We start from the raw sequence: 22089 nt of genomic DNA on the forward strand, positions 1-22089 counted from the left end.
CACCACACAACCGAAGAGAAGGGGATCGCGATGGCGGTCACTCGCAGATCGTTACTGATCGCAGGCACCGCCGCCCCGATGGCCGGGGCACTTGTCACGGCCGCTCCCGCCCAGTCCGCCACCGCGTCCCGCGCCATGGGAGGCCGGAGCATCCCGCTCACGGACGGCTGGCGCTTCGCCCTCGTCAACCCCGGCGGCATCACCGACCCGACCGGCGGGTACGGACACGCCCACGAACCGGCGTACGACGACTCGGCCTGGCGCGAGGTCGCGGTCCCGCACGACTGGAGCATCGAGCTCACCCCCACCACCGACCACGGCACCAGCGGTGGCACCGGCTTCCTGCCCGGCGGTCTCGGCTGGTACCGCACCAGCTTCACCCTGCCGCGCGCCCTCGAGGGCAAGCGGATCTCCGTCGAATTCGACGGCGTGTACATGGACTCGTCCGTGTACTGCAACGGTCGGCTCCTGGGCGAGCACCCCTACGGATACACCGGCTTCGCCCTCGACCTCACCGAGGTGGCCCACACCGACGGCGCCACGCCCAACGTCCTCGCCGTCAAGGTGCGCAACCGGCTTCCCAGCAGCCGCTGGTACTCCGGCAGCGGCATCTACCGCCACGCCCGGCTCGTGGTCACCGACCCGGTCCATGTGGCCCGCTGGGGCACGTACATCACCACCCCCGGCCTGGCCACCACCCTGCGCGCCGGGCATGCCACGGTGCGGGCGCGGACCCTCGTGGTCAACGAGTCGGACGGCCGGAAGCCGGTGACCGTGGTGTCCACGGTCAAGGACCCCGAGGGGCACCTGGTGGTCCAGACACACTCCACCCTCACCGTCGGGGCGGGTGAGACCCGTACCGCCACCCAGGAGCTGCGGATCGACCGGCCGCGGCTGTGGTCGTTCGACACTCCGCGGCGCTATGTCCTGGAGACCGAACTACGGGTCGGCCAGGAGACCACCGACCGGTACCGCACCCCCTTCGGGCTCCGCCACGCCACCTTCGACCCCGACCACGGATTCTCGCTGAACGGCCGGTACGCCAAGCTCCAGGGCGTCGATCTCCACCACGACCTGGGCGCGCTCGGCGCCGCCGTCAACGCCGACGCCGTGCTGCGCCAGCTGACCATCATGAAGAGCATGGGCGTCAACGCCCTGCGCACCTCGCACAATCCGCCCGCGCCGGAGCTGATCGAGGTCTGCGAGCGGCTCGGCATCGTGATGCTGGTGGAGGCGTTCGACTGCTGGCGCACCGGCAAGAACACCTATGACTACGGGCGCTTCTTCGACGAGTACTGCGATGCGGACATCACCGAGATGGTGCGCGCCGCCCGCAACTCCCCCGCCGTCGTCATGTGGTCCATCGGCAATGAGATCCCCGACTCCACCAGCGCCCCGGGGCTGGGGATGGCCCAGCGGCTCATCGACGCCGTGCGCGCGGCCGATGACACCCGGCCGGTGGTGATCGGCTCGGACAAGTACCGCGCGCTGCCCGCCGAGGGCTCCCCCGCCGATCTGATGCTCGCCAAACTGGACGGGCTCGGCCTGAACTACAACACCGCCGCCTCGGTGGACGCCCTGCACGCCCGTTATCCGCATCTGTTCCTCTTCGAGTCCGAGTCCTCCTCGGAGACCTCCACCCGCGGCGCCTACCAGGAGCCCGAGCACCTCAACACGGGCGAGAACCACACCCCCGGCAGGCGCCAGACCTCCTCTTACGACAACAACCTCGCCTCCTGGACGATGAGCGGCGAGTACGGGCTGAAGAAGGACCGGGACCGGAGGTTCTTCGCCGGGCAGTTCCTGTGGTCGGGCATCGACTACATCGGCGAGCCCACGCCGTACGACGTGTTCCCGGTGAAGGCGTCGTTCTTCGGCGCCGTGGACACCGCGGGCTTCCCCAAGGACATGTACCACCTCTTCAAGAGCCAGTGGACGAGCGAACCGATGGTCCATCTGGTCCCCATGGACTGGACCGGCCACCGGCCGGGCGAGACGGTGGAGGTGTGGGCCTACTCCAACGTCGCCACGGTGGAGCTGTTCCTGGGCGGCCGGTCGCTGGGCGTCCGTGAGTTCGACACCAAGAAGACCACGGACGGCCGTACCTACCTGGAGACCACCGAGCCGACAGGCGACGACAAGACCGTCACCTCCGGCCCCTACCCCGGCAGCTACACCAGCCCGGGCGGCAGCGCCGGAAAGCTCCACCTCACCTGGAAGGTGCCGTTCGCACCGGGCGAGTTGAAGGCCGTGGCCCGGCGCGGTGGCCGGGTGGTGGCCACCGATGTGCTGCGCACGGCGGGTCGCCCGCACGCCGTACGGCTCACCCCCGACCGAGAGACCGTCCACGCCGACGGCCGCTCGCTGTGCTTCGTGACCGCCGAAGTCGTCGACGCCGACGGTGTGGTGGTACCGGACGCCGGCCATCTGATCGCCTTCAAGGTCACCGGAGGCTCCCTGGCCGGGGTCGACAACGGCCGCCAGGAGAGCGCCGAGCGCTACCAGGCGAGCACCCGTACCGCCTTCCACGGCAAGGCCCTGGCCATCGTCCGCGCCGGCACCGAGGCCGGGCCGCTGACCATCACCGCCCGCTCGGCGGGGCTGCGCACCGCCACCGCCACCGTCCGCGCCACCGGCGGGCCATCGGAACCGGTCACCCGCCCCACACCGGTCACACCCGACCCCGGCCCCGGCACTCCCCACCACCCGCTGGCCGACGCCAGCTATTCGGGCGCGCCGACGACGCTGCCCTCGGCCATGCTGGACGGCGATCCGGCCACCGGCTGGTCCAACGCCTTCCACAAGCCCGCGACGGCGCTGCTCCCCGCCTTCGACGGCGCCCGGAAGGCCGACTGGGTCTCGGTGACCTGGAGCGGGAGGCGGCGGCTGCGCCGCGTCGAGGTGTCCATCACCGTGGACGCCAAGCACACCCTGCCCGCCTCGATCGAGGTGTCCGCGTGGAACGGCCACGCCTACGTCCCGGTGCGCGGGGCGTCCATCACCTGGGCCACCGACTCCGACACCCCGACCGTCATCACCTTCGACCCGGTGCGCACCGCACGGCTGCGGCTGGACCTCACCAGCCGTCATCCGGGCGCGGCGAACGGCGCCCAGCGCATCGTCGCCCTCGAGGCCGGCGACGGCTGAGCGGGCGGGCGGGTGCCCCGCCGCGTCACCCGCCGAGCACGCCGAGCCGCGCCACGCCGGACGGGTGGAAGCCTCCCGCGGTCGTTTGTCCGCGATACGAAGAGGGCACCCGACTTCTCCGACGTCGTGCTGGAGGCGAGATGACTCTTTCCCGTAGCCCGGTGACCCGTGCCTGGCGGCGGTGGCGACGGCCACGCGATCTGGAGGTGCCGCGCAACGCCGTGGACGTCGAGGACGCCAACCGGCGGTTCCTGATGTACGGGGTGATGCCGCTGTGGTTCGTCCCGGCGGTGGCGGACTGGCTCATGCACCGCCGGACCAGGATCGAGGACACGTCGGGCACGAAGGAGTCGGCGATCCACGCCCTGATGATGACGGAGGCCGGTGTCCCCGTCGCGATGGGGCTGCTGGCCCGGGTCAATCCGCTGGTGCTGTCGGTGATGGGCGGAGCGGCCGCCGCCCACGGCGCCACGGCGCTGTGGGATGTGAGCCTGGCCACCGGGGAGCGCGAGGTGCGCCCGGTGGAGCAGCACATCCACAGCTTCCTGGAGGTCCTGCCGCTGTCGGCGATGGCGTTCACCTGCTGTCTGCACTGGGACCAGGTCCGCGCGGCGCTGCGCGGCGGGGACCGGCCGGAGGACTGGAAGCTGCTGCCGAAGGACAATCCGCTGCCCGCGCGCTATCTGGCGGCCATCGGGCTCGGCATCGGCGCGTGTGTGGTGCTGCCCTACGCCGAGGAGATGCGCCGGTGCCTCAGGGCCGCCAAGGCCCGTAAGGCGGTGTGAGCCCATGCCGCACGAGCGAGCCGGTACGCGGACACGGTCCCGCGTACCGGCCGAACCGCTGCCGTGTCCACGGGTCCTGGCGCCGGAGGCGCACGGGCCGGAACACGTCGCCGTCGACGCGGAGGGCCGGATCCTCACCGGGACCGCGGACGGGGCGGTCCGGCGGCTGACGCTGTCGCCGGACCATGAACTCGTCCGCTCCGAGGTGCTCGCGCACACCGGTGGCCGGCCGCTGGGGCTCGTCCCCTGCCCCGACGGCGGGCTGCTGGTGTGCGACGCGCGGCGCGGGCTGCTGCGGGTCGGGCCGGACGACGGGTCCGTACGGGTGGTGGCCGACGAGGTGAACGGCAGGCCGCTGCGCTTCTGTAGCAACGTCGCCACGGCGGACGACGGCACGGTGTACTTCACCGTGTCCAGCCGCCGCCACGGCCTGGAGGACTGGCTCGGCGACATCCTGGAGAACACCGCCACCGGGCAGCTGCTCCGGCTGCGGCCGGGTGGCCGACCTGAGATGGTGCTGGACGGGCTGCGGTTCGCCAACGGGGTCGCCCTCGCCGCCGACGAGTCGTATGTGGCCGTGGTCGAGAGCGGCGCCTACCGGATCAGCCGGCTGTGGCTGACCGGCCGCCGGGCGGGGACACGGGACCTTCTCCTGCGCGATCTGCCGGGCTTCCCGGACAATCTCACCCGTGGCCCCGACGGTGTCATCTGGGTGGCCATAGCCGCGCCACGGGAGCCCGCCCTCGATCTGCTGCACCGCGCGCCCGCCGCGCTCAGAAGGGCGGCGGTGCCCGTCGCCACCCGGCTCCGCCCCAGCCCGCGGCGCACGGTGCGCGCCCTGGCGATCGGCCCCGACAACCGGGTGGTCCGCCATCTGGTGCGGCGCCGGACCCCGTACCGGATGGCCACGAGCGTGTGCGCGCTCGGCGGCCTCCTCGTCATGGGCAGCCTCCTCGAGCGGGGCATCGCGGTCTGCCCGCTGCCACCGCCCCGGGAGGCCACAGGCTCTCACCCCCAGCCGGTGGAGTAGCCGCGGTAGCGGCGCCGCCGGGGCCGGATGGTCAGCGTGGACAGCAGCCCCACGAACCCCACCACGATGACCACCAGACCGGGCCCGAAGTTCTGGGCGTACGCCACGACGTCGTCGAGTGTCGAGACGCCGTCGTCGACCCCCGGGCTCCCGGAGGAGCCGGAGGCGATGGCCGGGTTGGGGCTCTGGGTCTTGGCGCCCGGGATGGACACCCCGAGCGCGGTCAGCGCCTTGGTCACGGGCTGGAAGAAGGTCACCCCGCCCCGGTCGCAGTCGCCGCTGCCGCCGGAGGTGACGCCGAGCGCCACGCCCTGGGCGAAGAGCGGCCCCCCGCTGTCGCCGGGCTCGGCGCACACGGTGGTCTGGACGAGCCCGGTGACCGTGCCCTCGGGGTAGTTGACCGTGGCGTTGAGCCCGGTCACCTTGCCCGAGCGCAGCCCGGTGGTGCTGCCGCTGCGGAACACCTCCTGACCCACGACCGGATCGGCCACACCGGTGACCCGCACCGTCTGGCCGCCACCGACGTTGACCACGCTCTTCTGGTCGAGCGAGGCGTTGTCGTAGCGGATCAGCGAGAAGTCATTGCCGGGGAAGCTGCTCTGGACCGTGGTGCCGATCCGGGTGGAGCCGGTGCCGTCGGTGAACCAGGGGGTGCCATTGGGGCCGCAGTGTCCCGCCGTCAGGATGAAACCGGTCTGGCCGTTGGTGACGTTGAAACCGGCCGAGCAGCGGCTGCCGTTGGTGAACATGGGCGAGGCACCGGCGGTCCTGGTGGTGAAGGAGCCCTCCGTCCGCTGCGCGCGCACCTCGCCGCCCACCTGCGCGGCGAGGTCCTTCATCTTCGACCAGCGGGCGGTGGAGACGGTGCTGTCGCCGACCAGCACCACCTGGTTGGACTTGGGGTCCACCATCCAGGCGGTGCCCGCCACCCGGGGCGCCGAGCGCAGCTTCTCGGTCGCGGTGTCCAGGTCCGCCATGCTGTAGCGCACCCGTTTGGCGGTGGCCCCGGCCCGGCTGACCTCGTCCGCCGCCGTGTCGTCCGTCACCGCGACCACCGGGCGGCCGTCGGCCCCGATCCAGTTGCCCGCCGTACGGGAGGCGCCGAGCGCGGACACCAGCCGACCGCCCACATCGTCCGTCCGGTCCGCGCTCAGGGCTCTCGTACCGTCGCCTCCGGTCGTCCCGTGGGCCGATCCGCCCGGCCCGGCCTGAGAGACCATCACCCCGCCACAGACCAGTGCCCCGACAGCCGCGAACCGCACGACCCGGCGCACGCCGCGCCGCATGTGCTTCACCACCCTGTCTCCTTACGTCGATCCAGCCGGGGGCCTCGGACGGCGAAGGCCCACCCGCTCATACGTAAGGAAGCGGCGTGCTGCTCACTCCCCGGACGAAGAGGTCACGCGCGCGGACTCGCGTACGGTGGCGCACCGGGCGTCATGAGGCGTCCTTGCCATAAGGCTCGCTGGTGAACACCACCCTGTCGTCGGCGCCGTCGGTCACCCAGAACCGTTGCGGCTTCTCCCCGTAGAGCGCGAAGAGCGGGTCCGGGCCCCAGGCCAGCACGATCTCGTCCTTGCCGTCGTGGTCGTAGTCCCCGGCTCCGTAGAGCCTGACGGCGCGCCGCTTCTTCGGCACCTCGCGGCCGTCCACGCGGGAGGGGACGGTGCGGTCGAGGGTGCGGCGGTGGGCGATCTCTCCAGGGGCGTCCGGGCGGATCGTCAGCAGTTGGGTGCCGCCGGTGCGCAGCGAGACGGCCAGTTCGTCGGTGCCGTCCCCGTCGGTGTCGGCGGCGGCGAGCACATCGCCGCCCAGGGCGGGGATCCGGATCGGCTCGGGGGCCGAGCCGGCCGTGCGTGTGGTGTACACGCTCACCGACTGGCTGACGTCCGCGGGTTCGGTCTCATAGCCCGGTTCGTCATTGCGGCTGCCGGTGTCGGCGACCGCCACATCCCGCTGCCCGTCGCCGTCGAAATCGCCGAAGGCGATCGCGTTGCCCTTGCGGAGGGTGCGGCCGGTGGTGGCGAGGCCGTCCGGGCCCGCCGTGAGCAGCGCGGACCTCGTCTGGTCGTCGTCGCCCTGCTCGTGCACCACCAGATCGGTGGGCCGGTCGCCGTCGATGGCGTCGGCGTACAGCTCGGCGATCTGGCCGCTGGAGCCGAGGGGGTTGGCGTACGTCTCGGTGCGGGCCGCCTTGCCGTCGCGGCCGAACGGGCCGTACAGCACATGGAAGTCCTTGCCGCTCTGGCGCACGGCGGCCAGATCGTGGTGTCCGTCCCCGTTGAAGTCGCCCGTCGCCAGGGGCCGCGAGTTCTCGAGGCCGTCGTCGGCGTCGGCCAGCCGCACCGGAGTGGCGGGGGTGCCCCGGCGTGGCCCGTCGGGGCCGCCCCAGGCGATGTAGGGCAGCGTCTGGGTGGTGATGTGCACGCGCTCGCTACTGGCCGGGTCGCGCTCCTTGGTGGCGGTGACGATCACATCGGCGTAGCCGTCGCCGTCGAGGTCGGCGGTGGTCGCGGAGTGCATCTCGCCCGCGGTGCCCTGCCACCCGGCGCCGGCGGGCAGGCCGAGGTCGTCTCGGCCGAGCACGGTGCGCACGGCGGGGTCGGGGCCCTTCGCCGAGCCGTACACATAGGCGATATGACGCAGGCCGCCGAGTCCCTCGTCGTCGGAAGCGAGCGGGATTCTGAGCTCGGGGCGGCCGTCGCCGTTGAGGTCGTCCGCCAGCGCGCTGCCCTTGCCCCGGGGGACGGAAGCGGTCGCGGTGGGGGTGACGACGGGTGCGGCCGTGCTCTTCCCGGTCCCGTCGCCACCCTTGGGCTCATCGTGTCCACCGCCACCGCCACCGCCGCACGCGGTGATCAGCGCCAGCGCGGCGGCGCAGAGGGTGGCGGTGACGGGGCGGAGCCTGGTGGTGGGGGATGCCATCAGGACACGACAGCGCATTCGGCGGTGACGCGCCATCGGAGAGATCATTTCGTTACGGCGGCCTCCCTCGCGGCTCCCTCCCCTCGCTACGGCGCGCTCCCCTCGTCACGGCGCGCTCCCCGCCAGCGGGTGTCCGCAGCGCAGATTCCACCGGCCCGCGCGGCCACTGAGCTCCGTCGCGGTCAGCGGGGCGACGTCCAGCCGCCAGAAGGTGGGCGCGGGAAGGCCGAGGGCGTGCACGAGCGCGGCCCGGACCACGGCCGGTTCCACGACGGCGAGCAGCCGCGCGTCACGGGCCGGGGCGCGCGGTGCGGCCGGTGCCGGATCCTCCCGCCGCGCGTCCAGCCAGGCCCCGATCCGCTCCACCAGCTCCAGCAGCGTTTCGCCGCCGTGCGGCGCGGCGGCCGGATCGGACAGCCATCCGGCCACCTCCTCCGGCGCCTCCTGCCCCACCTCGTCCAGCGAACGGCCCCGCCAGCGGCCCACGTCGAGGTCGCGCAGCTCCGGCGTCACCGCGGCGTCGAGCCCCAGGGCCGCGGCGGTGCCGCGGCAGCGCTCGGAGGGCGCGGTGAACGCCATGTCGTGGTGGGGCTGCGCCGCGGCCGCCGCCCCGGCCGGGCGCACCCCGGCCGCGTCCGGCGGGGCGTCGTCGAACCGCACCTGCCGCAGCGCCGCGTTGACGGCGGGCGCGACCAACGTGATCCGCACCACCCAGCCCCTCCTCATCCGCGCCCTCCGCCCATGTGGAGGGCGCCTTCCGGGTCCGCGCCAAGCCGCGGACGACCTCGCGCCCACAGTCTCATGACGCGGACACCGGCATGACCCGGGTGGCGGATCGCGCCACCCGGCAAGCCCAGCCGCGGATGCACACCGCCATGAACCCCGACACGGTGGAGATATCGGACATCACCGACCGGGTTGAGGTGCTGTGGTATGCGCGTGACCGGACTTGGGCATGCTGGGCTGTTCATCGAGACCGCGGCGGGGTCGGTGCTCTGCGATCCATGGGTCAACCCGGCCTTCTTCGGCTCCTGGTTCCCGTTCCCGGACAACACCGATCTGGACTGGGCGTACTACGGGCGCGCCGCGGACTATCTGTACGTCTCCCATCTGCACCGCGACCACTTCGACGCGGAGAATCTGCGCCGGAACGTGCGCAAGGACATCACCGTGCTGCTTCCGGCCTTCGCCACCGATGAGCTGGAACGCGAGCTGAGCGCCCTGGGTTTCGCCAACTTCCTCCGCACCTCCTCCGGTACACCGGTCGAGCGCGACGGACTGCGCATCATGATCACCGCGCTGACCGGCCCCGGGGACGGCCCCATCGGCGACTCCGCGCTCTCGCTGGACGACGGCCGGACCGTGCTGCTCAACCAGAACGACGCCCATCCGCTGGACATCGCGGCGATCCGGGAGTTCGGCGAGGTGGACGCGTACTTCGTCCAGTTCTCCGGGGCGATCTGGTACCCGATGGTGTACCAGTTGCCGCTCTCCGCCAAGAAGGAGTTCGCCGCGCGCAAGCGGCAGGGGCAGTTCGACCGGGCGCTGCGTTACATCGACGCGGTGGAGGCCAAGCACGTCTTCCCCAACGCGGGTCCGCCGTGCTTCCTCGACGACGAGCTCTTCGAGCACAACGGCACCGGCCAGGACGGGGAGAGCATCTTCGTGGACCAGCTGGAGTTCCTGCGCCAGCTGGGCCGGGCGCGCCCCCAGGTGGCGGCGCATCTGCTGCTGCCGGGAACGGTGGCGGAGCCGGAGGACACCGCGTGCAAGCTCACCCACCGCTACACCGAGGCGGAGATCGAGCACATCTTCGGCGAGAAGCCCGCGTACTTGCGGGAGTTCGCCGACCGGCAGCGGTCCACGCTCGCCGCAGAGCGCGCCTCACGGTCCCCCGCACTGCCGCGCGAGCGACTGCTGACCGAGCTGAAGCAGTGGTGGGAACCGCTGCTGACCAGGGCGGACCGGATCTGCGCGGGAGTCGGCGGCCCGGCGCGGCTGGATGTGGGCGAAGTGCCGATCGTGATCGACTTCCCGGCGCGGGAGGTCCGCCTCTGGGACGGTGAGCGCTGCCGCTACACGCTGTCCACCTCGGCCGATCTGGTGGCCACCAACGTCGAGCGGCGCGAGGTGGACTGGTCCAACAGCCTGCTGCTGTCGATGCGGTTCACCGCCAGCCGGATCGGGCCGTACAACGAGTTCCTGTACGTGTTCTTCAAGTGCCTGTCGATGGAGCGCATCGAGTACGTGGAGAACTACTACGACTCCTGCCAGGACGACGGCCAGGACATCGTGTTGGACGGCTGGCAGGTGCAACGGCGCTGCCCCCATCTGCGAGCCGACCTCGGCCGGTTCGGGCAGATCGAGGGCGAGGTGCTCACCTGCACCCTGCACGGCTGGCGCTACGACCTGACCACGGGCCGCTGTCTGACCGCGGACGGACACGACATCCGCGCCTCGGCCGTGTCGTGACCCGCCGCGCCGGGTGGTGGCGGCGATGCCGCCACCGCCCGGCGACTTGCCCTGGAGCGCTCTTCAACTCCTAGCGTCGGCGCACGTCACCACACGACCAACGCAAGGGGACCACCGTGCGCTGCACACTTTTCGGCAGGACCGGCCTCCGGGTGAGCGAGCTGAGCCTGGGTGCCATGACCTTCGGCGAGGACTGGGGCTGGGGGGCCGCCAAGGAGACCAGCCGGCGGCTGCTGGACCTCTACGCGGACGCCGGCGGCAATTTCGTCGACACCGCCAACAACTACACCGGCGGCAGTTCGGAGGCCATCCTCGGCGAGCTTCTCGAGGGCCGCCGGGAGGGCTTCGTCCTGGCCAGCAAGTACACCTGCGCGACCCGCGCGGGCGATGTCAACGCGGCGGGCAACCACCGCAAGAACCTGGTGCGTTCGGTGGAGGACAGCCTGGAGCGGCTGCGCACCGACCGCCTCGATGTCCTGTGGGTGCACGCCCGGGACAACTTCACCCCCGTCGAGGAGGTGATGCGGGCGCTCGACGATCTGGTACGGGCCGGAAAGGTGCTGTACATCGGGGTGTCCGACTGGCCCGCCTGGGAGATCGCCCAGGCCGGCACGCTCGCCGAGCTGCGCGGCTGGACCAGCTTCGCGGGCTCACAGCTGCGCTACAACCTGCTGGAGCGCACCCCCGAGCGCGAACTCCTCCCCCAGGCCCGCGCCTTCGACCTGGCCGTGCTGGCGTGGGGCCCGCTCGCGGGCGGCAAGCTCACCGGCAAGTACCGCCGCGGTGAGCCGGGACGGCTGACCACCCATGCCACCTGGGACGACCGCACGGAACACAACGAGGAGGCCACCATCACCGCGGTGCTGGAGATCGCCGAACAGGGCGGCTGGACCCCGGCCCAGGTGGCGCTTGCCTGGCTGCGCGGCCGCCCCGGCACCGTGATCCCGATCGTCGGCGTCACCCGGGAGTCCCAGCTCACCGATGCCCTCGGATCGGTCGACGTCCGGCTCGACGCCGCCGCGGTGGCACGGCTGGACGAGGTCAGCGCGGTGCCGCTGGGCTTCCCGCATGACTTCGTACGGGACCCGGGCATCACCGAGAACATCTACGGCGACCGCTGGGCCGAGATCGACGACCGCCGCTCCACCCACCGCCGCGCCACGAGCGGAATCCTCTAGAGCACCCGCGGTGGCGGCGCGCGCCGCGCCCTGGTGGCGCGGGCCGTCCCTACGATGGGTGGGGCCAGCGACGATCCGGTACGACAGGAGCGATCCGCCATGCCCGAGGCCCCCAAGCCGACCGGCTCCCCCGCCCGCCGACACGTCACCTTCCCCAGCGCGGGGGCCACCGCGCACGGCTACCTCGCGCTGCCGCCGTCCGGACACGGCCCCGGGTTGATCGTCATTCAGGAGTGGTGGGGCCTGGACCACCACATCGCCGATGTCACCGACCGGCTGGCCCGCGAGGGCTTCGTCGCGCTGGCGCCCGATCTGTACGGGGGCAGCGTCGCCCACAACTCCGACGAGGCGTACCGGATGATGCGGGAACTGCCGGTGGGGCGCGGGGTCGAACTGCTCTCCGGGGCGGTGGACCACCTCCTGGGCCGACCCGAGGTCACCTCCGACACGGTGGGTGCGGTCGGCTTCTGCATGGGCGGCGGCTTCGTGCTGTACCTGGCCGCCACCGATCCCCGGGTCAGCGCGGCGGTGCCCTTCTACGGCGTCATCCAGGGCGAGCTGCCGGACTTCTCGGGACTGCGGGCCGATGTCCTGGGCCACTTCGGGGAGAACGACAACACCATTCCACTGGACGATCTGGAGCGGCTGCGGAGGGTCATGCGGGAGGAGTCCGGCGTGGAGCCGGATTTCCGGCTCCACCCCGCGGGGCACGCCTTCTTCAATGACGAGCGCCCGTCCTATCACGCCGAATCCGCGGCATCCGCCTGGCAGAGCACGCTGGGCTTCCTGCACCAGCGGCTGGACTGACGAAATCGGCTTACCCCGAAAAGGGCCTTAAGGCTTCATGAAGCCTTAAGGCCCTTTTAAGGTCGGACCCGGAGAACCCACTACCGTTCAATTCTCAACCACATTTCCCGGGAAAATTTCCGCCCGGCCCTGAGACGACTCCCGCATCCGCCCGTATGGCATGGCGGACAGCTCGAAAAGGAGTCGACATGACACGCAAAAGGACACTCAGCGGCAGGAAGAAGCTCGGCCTGCTGATCGGTTCGCTGGCGCTGGCGGGCACCGGCGCCGGGGTGCTGGCCGCCACCAGCAACGCCAGCACCGAGGGCGGGGCGCAGTCCTCCACGGCCTGCGCCGGACTGGAGCAGGCGCTGGCCAACAATCAGAAGTTCATCGCCGACCAGCAGGCCAATCCGGATGCGCAGTCACAGGCTCGGATAGCCAACCGGCAGGCCGTCATCGAGGAGATCAAGCGGAAGCAGCAGGCCTCGGGGTGCGCCGCCGATGAGGCCGCGGGCCAGGCGGAGGGGGCCGCGGGCCAGGACGAGGCGGCGGCTCCGGCCGAGGGCGGCGCCTCCGCATCGGCCTCCGCATCGGCGGGGGCCTCGGACTCCGGTGCCGGTGGCGCCGGCGCCTCGGGCGAGGTCGTCTGCGCGGGGTCGACCGTCACCCTGTCCGGCGAGGGCGGGGCCCCGGCCGCCTCCAGCAATGAGTTCCCGGTCGGCACCAAGCTCAAGGTGACCAATCTCGACAACGACAAGTCGACAACCGTCTCGGTCACCTCGACCTCAGGCAGCTGCGCCCTGCTCAACAACGCCGCCTTCGAGCAGGTCCGCGAGCCGGGTAAGTTCCTGATCCGCAACGCGCGCATCGAACGCGTGGGCTGAACCGGCCACACCGGCCGCCGCGCGGCGGCCGGTGTGCCGCGGGGGTGCACACCGGCCGTCCGGCGGGCCGCCCCCACACGGGCGCGAACCGGCGAACTGACCGCCATGTCCGACTGTGACCGGTATCGCAGGGTGAGTCCTCAGCCCGTGGGTACCCGCTGGCCATGAACAGAAATGAGCAGTCAATGCTCACTCCCGATCTGCCGCCGGTCGTCGACGTACCGGACCTGACCTTCCCTCCTCAGGGACGTCACTCCGAGGAGTCGAAGCGCGCGGCGGAGCGGAACGGTGACCAGGAAGCCTCCACCTCCGCCCCCTCCCCCTCTCCCGGCCGGCGCCGCTTGGCGGCGTGACGGACGAACCCCCAGCCCGCGACCGATCCCCTCGCGTCGCCGCCCCGACGGCCGGAGCCATCGGGATGATCTCGCGCACTCCCCTTGTTGACCATCGGCACGGGGAGACGCCAGGCGAGTTTTCGCACACGAGACGAGGGGACGGACATCATGCCGTTGCAGGGTGAGTACGAGCCGAGCCCGGAGAAGTTCGTACGCGATCAGGTCGAGCTGATCGAGAGCTCCGGTGGCACCGAGGGCACGACCATGCGGGGCATGCCCGTGGTCGTCCTGACGACGCTCGGCGCGAAGAGCGGGAAGATCCGCAAGACCCCGCTGATGCGGGTGGAGCACAACGGCACCTACGCCGTCGTCGCCTCGCTGGGCGGCTCCCCCAAGCATCCGGTCTGGTACTACAACGTCCTGGCCGACCCCCGGGTCGAACTTCAGGACGGCCCGCTGCGGCAGGACATGATCGCGCGCGAGGTCACCGGCGAGGAGAAGGCCCGGTGGTGGGAGCGCGCCGTCGAGGCGTACCCGGACTACGCCGACTACCAGACGAAGACCGACCGCCAGATCCCGGTCTTCGTGCTGGAGGCGGCGGCCACCGCGCACTGACCCGTGGGGACCCGGCGCGCCCGGCCCGTTCCGGCGCGCCGGGCGCCGGTGGATCACCGGGCGCCCCCGTGTGATCGACGTCAAAGCATGCCTGTTTGATAGATCGGGTAGCCGGGAGCCGACCCGGGATCCGTACCCAAGGAAGTTGCACCACATGACCACGACAGACAAATCAGACTTCGTGCCGATCTACGACAGCCTCGTGGCGGAGCACGGCGACGTCCCCGCGGAGGCCAGGGAGGCGGCCGAGGAAATCCAGCGCGAGGCCGCCGAGGCCCTGGACTGGAGCAAGGTGCGCGGCGGCGGCTGACGCACTCCGGCCCCGTCTCCCGGGGCCGCCGCATCCGGCTCCGTGAGCGGCCGTCCGTCATCTGCCCGGAAGGCCGCTCGACACCCCTCACCTTCGATAAGCTACCGATGACGCACTGTGCTTGATGGCGTCGACACTTATCTCACGAGGGGAAACAGTTGACTACAGGGGTCGAGACTTTCGAGTTTCAGGTCGAGGCACGACAGCTTCTGCAGTTGATGATCCATTCGATCTACTCGAACAAGGACGTCTTTCTGCGCGAGCTCATCTCCAACGCATCCGACGCGCTGGACAGACTGCGCCTCGAATCGCTCCGCGACGAAAGCCTTCAGGCGGACACCTCTGATCTCCACATCGCCATCGAGATCGACCAGGAGTCGCGCACGCTGACCGTCCGCGACAATGGCATCGGCATGTCGCATCAGGGGGTCGTGGAGCTCATCGGCACGATCGCGAACTCCGGCACCGCGAAATTCCTCAAGGAGCTGCGGGAGTCGAAGGACGCGGCCGCTTCCGCGGATCTCATCGGGCAGTTCGGAGTGGGCTTCTACTCCAGCTTCATGGTGGCCGACGAGGTGACCATGGAGACCCGGCACGCCGGGGAGAGCCAGGGCACCCGCTGGGTCTCCACCGGCGAGGGCACCTACACGATCGAACCGATCGACGACGCCCCCCAGGGCACCTCCGTGACGCTGAAGCTCAAGGCGGAGGACACCGAGGACCACCTCTACGACTACGCCTCGCCCTGGAAGATCCGGGAAATCGTCAAGCAGCACTCGGACTTCATCACCTGGCCCATCAGGATGGCCCCCGCCCAGGCCCCGGCCACCACGGACGAGGCGGAGCAGGCCGAGGAGGGCGACGAGAAGGCGCCCGAGCTCGAGACCGTCAACTCGATGAAGGCGCTGTGGGCCCGCCCCAAGGACGAGGTCACCGACGAGGAATACCACGAGTTCTACAAGCACATCAGCCATGACTGGGTCGATCCGCTCGAGACCATCCGCATGCAGGCGGAGGGCACCTTCGAATACCAGTCGCTGCTGTTCATTCCGGCCCGGGCACCGCAGGACCTGTATATGCAGGACCGCAAGCGGGGTGTGCAGCTCTATGTGAAGCGCGTCTTCATCATGGACGACTGCGAAGCGCTCATGCCGGAATACCTCCGCTTCGTCAAGGGCGTGGTGGACGCCGCGGACCTCTCGCTGAACGTCTCGCGGGAAACCCTTCAGCAGGACCGCCAGATTCAGCTGATGCGGCGCCGCCTGGTGAAGAAGGTGCTCTCGACGGTGAAGGACATCATGTCCTCCGACGCCGAGCGCTACGCGACCTTCTGGAAGGAATTCGGCCGCGTTCTCAAGGAGGGCCTCCTCAGCGATCTGGAGAACCGCGAGGCGATCCTCGAGGTGTGTTCGTTCGCCTCGACCCAGGACGCCGAGCAGCCGACCACGCTGCGCGGTTACGCCGAGCGCATGAAGGACGGGCAGGAGCACATCTACTACATGACCGGCGAGTCCCGGTCGATCGTGGAGAGCTCGCCCCATATGGAGGCGTTCCGGGACAAGGGCTTCGAGGTGCTCCTCCTCACCGACCCCATCGACGAGCTGTGGGTCGACGCCGTGCCGGAGTTCGACGGCAAGCAGCTCCGCTCCATCGCCAAGGGGCAGGTCGATCTCGACTCGCAGGACGAGAAGGACGAGGAGGCGGAGGCCGAGCGGGAGCAGCGGCAGAAGGACTTCGCCGAGCTGCTCTCCTGGATGACGTCGACGCTGAGCGAGCAGGTCAAGGAGGTGCGGCTGTCCTCGCGGCTGACCACCTCCCCGGCCTGCATCGTCGGGGACACCTTCGATGTCACCCCGGCCCTGGAGAACATCTACCGCTCGATGGGCCAGAACCTGCCCCAGATCAAGCGCATCCTGGAGCTGAACCCCACCCATCCGCTGGTCAGCGGGTTGCGCAAGGCCCACGCCGAGCGCAAGGACGACAGCGGTCTCGGGGAGACGGCCGAGCTGCTCTACAGCATGGCGCTGCTCGCCGAGGGCGGTGAGCTGAGCGATCCGTCGCGCTTCATCAAGCTGGTGGCGGAGCGCGTGCAGCAGACGCTGTAACCACGCCTTGGCGTGCGGCGGGGCGGGCCCACCCGGGCCCGCCCCGCTTCGTGTCGGTCACCGTCCGGGACAGGCCGCCGCGGAGGCGTCGATCAGCTGCCGCAGCGCGCCGTGGTAGACCTCGTGGTCGGTCTGTGCGGCCACGACGACGTCCAGGTTTCCGGTGAGGGCCGGGAAGTCCTCGGGGTCCAGCGCGGCGAGCGCGGTACGCGCTGCCGTGCGCACCCGCTTCGCGTCGCGGTGGTCGACGAAGGCCACGGCGCCGAGGGTGAGCAGATACAGCCGCCGGTAGACCCGGATCGCCGCCTCGGGCGTCATTCCGGCGGCGATGTTGTGCGCCAGCTGCGGCTCCACGAGGCGGCTCAGCAGATGCGGCCCCCACCAGGCGCGGCCCGACCGCAGCGCCACAAGACCGGGGTGCTCGATCAGCACCCGGTAGAACGCGGCGAAGCGGGCCTCGGTGGCGGTGGCCCAGTCCTGGTCCTGCCCCACCAGCGGTATCCGCGCGGCCAGCCGGTCCGCGCACGCGTTCACCAGACCGTCGAAGTCGCCGCAGCGGCGGAAGACCGTGGCATGGGAGACCCCCAGCAGTTGCGCCACCCTGCGGAAGCTCAGCGCCTCGGGCCCCTCGTCGTCGACGACGGTCAGGGCGGCCTCGGCGATGGCCTCCAGGGTGGGCTGGTCGGCTCGGTCCCGGTTGTTTCGCACACCCCGAGCGTACCAGTGGTTGTTACAGTGTTTCAGTGACTGTTTCCATTGAGGACGTAACCGCCGCGGCCCAGCGGGTCGCGGGACATATCCGGCCCGTGGCGCTCGCGCCGGTGGAGCAGGGGGCGTGGGGCGCGGCCGAGGGATGGCTGGCCCTGGAGTTCCTCCAGTACACCGGGACCTTCAAGGCGCGCGGCGCGTTCAACTTCATCAGGGCCCACCGGGAGGCGGGCACCCTGCCGGACACGGGTGCCGTCATCGCCTCGGGCGGAAACGCCGGGCTGGCGTGCGCCTGGGCGGCCGCCCAGCACTCCGTGCCCGCCACCGTGTTCGTACCCGAGACCGCGCCCGCGGTGAAGGTGGACCGGCTGCGTCGGCTCGGCGCCGAGGTCCATCAGATCGGCACCGAGTACGCCGACGCGCGGGACGCCGCCCAGAAGCACGCCGCCGAGACCGGTGCCCTGCTCTCGCACGCGTACGACCACCCGCTGATCGCCGCCGGGGCGGGCACCGTGATGGAGGAGATCCTCCAGGCCCGGCCCGATCTGGACACCGTGCTGGTGGCGGTCGGGGGCGGCGGGCTGTTCACCGGGGTCGCGGTGTCCGCCCTGGAGCGCGGGGTGGGCGTCGTCGCGGTGGAGCCGTACGGCTGCCGGGCCCTGAACGCCGCGCTGGAGGCCGGCGCGGTGGTCGACGTTCCGGTGGACTCGGTGGCGGCGGACTCGCTCGGGGCCCGCCATGTGTCCTCGGCCGCGCTGGAGTGGGCCCGTGAGGACGGGGTGCGGTCCGTCCTGGTGTCCGACGAGTCGATCGTCTCCGCGCGGCAGGCGCTGTGGGACGACCGCAGGATCGCGGTCGAGCACGCGGCGGCCACCGCGCTGTCGGCCCTGACCTCCGGCGCGTACCGGCCGCGGACCGGGGAGAAGGTCGCCGTGCTCCTCTGCGGCGCCAACACCGACCCCGCGGACCTCACCCGCGGCCACTGAGCGCCCAGCGGGAAGTGGCGCGATGCGTCGTTGGCCGACTGCGGCACCGTCGTGGCTGGTCGCGGAATTCCTCCGACCTGCTCAGCGGTACGACACGGCCGGACGCGCCCGTACGGCAGCCTGACCGAATGCCGTACGGGCGGCCGTCCACCTCGGTGGGCTATGCGCCGTCGTACGCCGCCTGAAGCGCGGCGATGTCGAGCTTGCCCATCTTCATCATCGCCTCGGTGGCCCGCTTGGCCTTCCGCGGGTCCGCGTCGGCGATCATGTCGATCAGGACGGTGGGGACGATCTGCCAGGACACCCCGAACTTGTCCTTCACCCAGCCGCAGGGGCCCTCCTCGCCGCCCTCGGAGAGCTTGTTCCAGTAGTGGTCCACCTCGTCCTGGTCCGCGCAGTGGACCTGGAAGGAGATGGCCTCGTTGAAGGTGAACTCCGGCCCTCCGTTGAGCCCCACGAACTTCTGCCCGTTGGCCTCGAACTCGACGGTCAGCACGCTCCCGGCCGGGCCGCCCGGCTCGACCCCGGTGTAGTGGGTGATCCGTCCGAGCCTGGAGTTCTTGAAGATCGAGATGTAGTGCTGCGCCGCCTCTTCGGCCTGGCCGTCGAACCACAGGCACGTGGTGAATCCGTCACTGACCATCGGTACCTCCTGCGTTGGGGAGCCTTTACCCCTACAGACCGCTCCCCCGCCGGGAACTCATCGGTCCTCGGCCGATCCGTTTTCCGTGAGGTAGTGGTGCAGCCGGCAGGAGCCCTCGAGCATCGCCGTGGCCCGCTGGGCGAGCCCCTCCTGACGTCGCGCGATGACCGTACGAAGGGCCTCGCTGCCGCCCGTGCGGCGCAGGCCGTCGAGGACGGGCCGGATCTGGGGCAGCGGATAGCGGACCTGCCGCAGCAGGTCGATCATCCGGGCGTCCCGGACGTCCGACGGCCCGTAGACGCGGTAGCCGGTGCTCCGGTCGCGCGGCGGGCGCAGCAGACCGGCGGACTCCCACACCCGCAGGGCCGAGGTGCGCAACCCCAGACGGGCGGCCACCTCGCCGATGCGCAGCGGCCCGGAGCGTGACGGCGCCGACGCGTCCGGAGCCTGCTCGGCGACCACTTCGAGCGCCTTTCCCGCCGCCTCGAGGGAGAGCCGCTGGTCATGGAGGGCGGCATGACCGGCGTTGACCAGGGTGAGCGCCAGGGTGACGTCCTCGTCGTGGACCGCCCGCATGACCTCGCGGGCGGTCTCCGCGCCGTATCCCGGCATCAGGGCCCGGTAGGTCACCAGGGCTCTGCGGTGCCGGTCGTCGAGTCTGCGGTATCCGGCGGGGGTGCGGGTGGCCGGGGGCAGGATGCCCGCGTCGACGTAGTTGCGGATCTGCTGGGTGGAGACACCCGCCATACGGGCCAGATCGACGGGGCGCAGCGCGGCGTCCGTACGGCTCACGGTTCGTCACCTTCACATCGAGGGTTCACGGGCGAGTTGAGGGTTGGCGTCCACGATATCGCGATGCCTCCGGTGGAGATTGGGCGGAAAGCCGGAGAAAGTCTCAACGTGCACTTCAATGAAACACTTGAAGGCATGGATGTCAGCGAAATCAAGGTCCGTGGCGCCAGGGAAAACAACCTCCAGGGCGTGAGTGTGAACATTCCCAAGCAGCGGCTCACGGTCTTCACCGGTGTCTCCGGATCCGGTAAGTCCTCGCTCGTCTTCGACACCATCGCCGCGGAGTCGAGGCGGCTGATCAATGAGACCTATACGGCGTTCGTCCAGAACTTCATGCCGACGCTCGGGCGGCCGGACGTCGACTCGCTGCGAAATCTGAGCGCGGCGATCATCGTGGACCAGGAGCCGATGGGCGCCAACTCCCGTTCCACCGTGGGCACCGCCACCGATGCCCACACGCTGCTGCGGATCCTGTTCAGCCGGATCGGCAGCCCGTACGTCGGCCCCCCTCTCGCCTTCAGCTTCAACACCGCCGAGGGCATGTGTCCGCGGTGCGAGGGGCTCGGCCGGGTCACCGACATCGACATCGGCCAACTCGTCGACAGGGAGAAGTCGTTGAAGGAGGGGGCGATCACCGTCCCCGGATTCGAGGTGGACAGCTGGCACTGGCAGGTTATGGCGGCCTCCGGCCTTTTCGACCCCGATACCAGGCTCCGGGACTACACCCCGGACCAGTGGGAGGACTTCCTCCACAAACCGGCCACCAAGATCAAGGTGGGGAAGAACAACCTCACCTACGAGGGGCTGGTGACCAAGGTCCGCCGGCAGTACCTGGCGAAGGACCGGGAGACGATGCAGCCGCGCATGCGCGCGTTCGCCGACCGGGCCATGACCCTGACCGAGTGCGGGGAGTGTGAGGGCGCCCGGCTGTGCGAGGCCGTCCGGTCCTGCCGGATCGACGGCCGCTCCATCGCGGACTGCTCGGCTTTGCAGATCAGCGATCTGGCGGAGTTCGTACGCGGGATCCGGGACGATTCCGTCGGACCGGTGCTGGAGAGCCTGCGCGCGCTCCTCGACTCCCTGGTCGAGATCGGCCTGGGGTATCTGAGCCTGGACCGGGAGTCCGGCACCCTGTCCGGCGGCGAGGCCCAGCGGGTGCGGATGGTCCGGCATCTGGGCTCCAGCCTGACCGATGTCACCTATGTCTTCGACGAGCCCACCGTCGGCCTGCATCCGCATGACATCGAGCGCATGAACCGGCTGCTGCTCCAGTTGCGGGACAAGGGCAACACGGTGCTGGTCGTGGAGCACAAACCGGAGACCATCCGGATCGCCGACCATGTGGTGGACCTGGGGCCCGGCGCCGGGGTGGCGGGCGGGCGGATCTGCTACCAGGGCGACCTGGCGGGCCTGCGCGCCTCCGACACCCTGACCGGGCGCTATCTGGACCACCGGGTGCGGCTGCGGGAGAAGGTGCGGCAGCCCACCGGGCAACTGCCGGTCCGGGGCGCCCGGCTGCACAATCTGCGGGACGTGAGCGTGGACATCCCGCTCGGTGTGCTCACCGTCGTCACGGGTGTCGCCGGATCGGGCAAGAGCTCCCTGATCCATGGGTCGCTGTCCGGGCGGGAGGAGGTGATCGTCGCGGACCAGTCGGCGATCCGTGGCTCCCGCCGCAGCAACCCGGCCACCTATACGGGGCTCCTCGATCCGATCCGGACGGCGTTCGCCAAGGCCAACCGCGTCAAACCGGGGCTGTTCAGCGCCAATTCGGAGGGCGCCTGCCCGCGGTGCAAGGGCATCGGGCTGATCTACACCGACCTCGCCATGATGGCCGAGGTGGCCTCGGTGTGCGAGGACTGCGAGGGGAGGCGGTTCCGGCCCGAGGTGCTGACGTACCGGCTGCGCGGGCGGAACATCAGCGATGTCCTGGGCATGTCGGTGGCCGAGGCGCTGGAGTTCTTCACCACCGGTCAGGCCCGGGTGATCCTGGACCGGCTGGCCGCGGTGGGGCTGGGCTATCTGGCGCTGGGCCAGCCGCTCACCACGCTCTCCGGGGGTGAGCGCCAGCGGCTGAAGCTGGCCATCCACATGGCGCGGAGCGGCACGACGTACGTCCTGGACGAGCCGACCACCGGACTGCACCTCGCCGATGTGGACCAGTTGCTCGCGCTGCTCGACCGGCTCGTCGACACGGGCAACACGGTCGTCGTCATCGAGCACCACCAGGCCGTGATGGCCCATGCGGACTGGATCGTCGACATGGGTCCGGGGGCGGGCCACGACGGCGGTCAGGTGGTGTTCACCGGGACCCCCGCCGACCTCGTGGACAACGGTGGCTCGCTCACCGCCGTCCACCTGCGCGACTACGTCAAGCGGACGTGA

The 22089-nt window shown here is 70.8% G+C and carries 19 protein-coding genes; 13 read left to right on the forward strand and 6 right to left on the reverse strand.

Annotation, left to right across the window (positions count from 1 at the left end; all coding sequences use genetic code 11):
• The first annotated feature begins 30 nt into the window (after window positions 1-30).
• The 3 genes from ABD329_RS09250 (at window position 31) to ABD329_RS09260 (ending at window position 4962) form a co-directional block, all read left to right on the forward strand.
• Window positions 31-3147: a glycoside hydrolase family 2 TIM barrel-domain containing protein gene (locus tag ABD329_RS09250; protein ID WP_344316212.1), complete on the forward strand. Its 3117-nt coding sequence runs from the start codon at window positions 31-33 to the stop codon at window positions 3145-3147.
• A gap of 140 nt (window positions 3148-3287) precedes the next feature.
• Complete coding sequence (locus tag ABD329_RS09255; RefSeq protein ID WP_198279326.1) at window positions 3288-3932, forward strand: diguanylate cyclase; 645 nt, start codon at window positions 3288-3290, stop codon at window positions 3930-3932.
• Between the two features lie 4 nt (window positions 3933-3936).
• Window positions 3937-4962 carry an SMP-30/gluconolactonase/LRE family protein gene (locus tag ABD329_RS09260; RefSeq protein WP_198279325.1) on the forward strand — a complete coding sequence of 342 codons (1026 nt, stop codon included), beginning with the start codon at window positions 3937-3939 and terminating at the stop codon, window positions 4960-4962.
• On the opposite strand, the gene ABD329_RS09265 is transcribed toward ABD329_RS09260, so the two are convergent.
• The 3 genes from ABD329_RS09265 to ABD329_RS09275 all read right to left on the reverse strand — a co-directional run bounded on the left by ABD329_RS09265 (window position 4941) and on the right by ABD329_RS09275 (window position 8613).
• Window positions 4941-6257: a S1 family peptidase gene (locus ABD329_RS09265; protein ID WP_309142825.1), complete on the reverse strand. Its 1317-nt coding sequence runs from the start codon at window positions 6255-6257 to the stop codon at window positions 4941-4943. The genes ABD329_RS09260 and ABD329_RS09265 overlap by 22 nt on opposite strands.
• Window positions 6258-6399: 142 nt before the next feature.
• On the reverse strand, window positions 6400-7887 hold the full coding sequence (locus tag ABD329_RS09270) for an FG-GAP repeat domain-containing protein (RefSeq protein WP_246618753.1): 1488 nt from the start codon (window positions 7885-7887) through the stop codon (window positions 6400-6402).
• Between the two features lie 105 nt (window positions 7888-7992).
• Window positions 7993-8613: a histidine phosphatase family protein gene (locus tag ABD329_RS09275; protein WP_344316213.1), complete on the reverse strand. Its 621-nt coding sequence runs from the start codon at window positions 8611-8613 to the stop codon at window positions 7993-7995.
• Between the two features lie 207 nt (window positions 8614-8820).
• Between ABD329_RS09275 and ABD329_RS09280 the strand changes: the two genes are divergently transcribed.
• The 8 genes from ABD329_RS09280 (at window position 8821) to htpG (ending at window position 16575) form a co-directional block, all read left to right on the forward strand.
• Window positions 8821-10359 carry a Rieske 2Fe-2S domain-containing protein gene (locus ABD329_RS09280; RefSeq protein WP_198279322.1) on the forward strand — a complete coding sequence of 513 codons (1539 nt, stop codon included), beginning with the start codon at window positions 8821-8823 and terminating at the stop codon, window positions 10357-10359.
• Window positions 10360-10475: 116 nt separating this feature from the next.
• Entirely contained in the window at window positions 10476-11537 is a 1062-nt protein-coding gene (locus ABD329_RS09285) for an aldo/keto reductase (protein WP_198279321.1), read from the forward strand.
• Window positions 11538-11636: 99 nt separating this feature from the next.
• Window positions 11637-12344, forward strand: a complete 708-nt coding sequence (locus tag ABD329_RS09290) for a dienelactone hydrolase family protein (protein ID WP_198279320.1) — start codon at window positions 11637-11639, stop codon at window positions 12342-12344.
• 188 nt (window positions 12345-12532) lie between these two features.
• Complete coding sequence (locus tag ABD329_RS09295; protein ID WP_198279319.1) at window positions 12533-13210, forward strand: hypothetical protein; 678 nt, start codon at window positions 12533-12535, stop codon at window positions 13208-13210.
• A gap of 185 nt (window positions 13211-13395) precedes the next feature.
• Complete coding sequence (locus ABD329_RS09300) at window positions 13396-13563, forward strand: hypothetical protein (protein WP_344316214.1); 168 nt, start codon at window positions 13396-13398, stop codon at window positions 13561-13563.
• A gap of 150 nt (window positions 13564-13713) precedes the next feature.
• A complete protein-coding gene (locus ABD329_RS09305) occupies window positions 13714-14160 on the forward strand; it encodes a nitroreductase family deazaflavin-dependent oxidoreductase (protein ID WP_198281583.1) in 447 nt (148 codons plus the stop codon).
• Between the two features lie 154 nt (window positions 14161-14314).
• On the forward strand, window positions 14315-14470 hold the full coding sequence (locus tag ABD329_RS09310; RefSeq protein ID WP_020874272.1) for a hypothetical protein: 156 nt from the start codon (window positions 14315-14317) through the stop codon (window positions 14468-14470).
• Between the two features lie 158 nt (window positions 14471-14628).
• Window positions 14629-16575, forward strand: a complete 1947-nt coding sequence (htpG, locus tag ABD329_RS09315; protein ID WP_198281584.1) for a molecular chaperone HtpG — start codon at window positions 14629-14631, stop codon at window positions 16573-16575.
• Window positions 16576-16632: 57 nt separating this feature from the next.
• Here the strand turns inward: htpG and ABD329_RS09320 are convergent, their stop codons facing one another.
• Complete coding sequence (locus tag ABD329_RS09320; protein ID WP_198281585.1) at window positions 16633-17283, reverse strand: TetR/AcrR family transcriptional regulator; 651 nt, start codon at window positions 17281-17283, stop codon at window positions 16633-16635.
• 35 nt (window positions 17284-17318) lie between these two features.
• On the opposite strand from ABD329_RS09320, the gene ABD329_RS09325 reads away from it, so the two are divergent.
• Window positions 17319-18269 (forward strand): threonine/serine dehydratase, encoded by a 951-nt coding sequence (locus tag ABD329_RS09325; RefSeq protein WP_344316215.1) that lies wholly within the window; start codon window positions 17319-17321, stop codon window positions 18267-18269.
• A 160-nt stretch (window positions 18270-18429) separates the two neighbouring features.
• Here ABD329_RS09325 and ABD329_RS09330 read toward each other — a convergent pair whose 3' ends face one another.
• A complete protein-coding gene (locus ABD329_RS09330; protein WP_198279483.1) occupies window positions 18430-18912 on the reverse strand; it encodes a VOC family protein in 483 nt (160 codons plus the stop codon).
• Between the two features lie 57 nt (window positions 18913-18969).
• On the reverse strand, window positions 18970-19704 hold the full coding sequence (locus tag ABD329_RS09335) for a MerR family transcriptional regulator (RefSeq protein ID WP_309142833.1): 735 nt from the start codon (window positions 19702-19704) through the stop codon (window positions 18970-18972).
• Window positions 19705-19839: 135 nt separating this feature from the next.
• Here ABD329_RS09335 and ABD329_RS09340 point away from each other — a divergent pair, with 135 nt between their 5' ends.
• A complete protein-coding gene (locus ABD329_RS09340) occupies window positions 19840-22089 on the forward strand; it encodes an ATP-binding cassette domain-containing protein (RefSeq protein ID WP_198279484.1) in 2250 nt (749 codons plus the stop codon).

The organism is Streptomyces javensis (assembly GCF_039525925.1).
Lineage (GTDB): Bacteria > Actinomycetota > Actinomycetes > Streptomycetales > Streptomycetaceae > Streptomyces > Streptomyces asiaticus.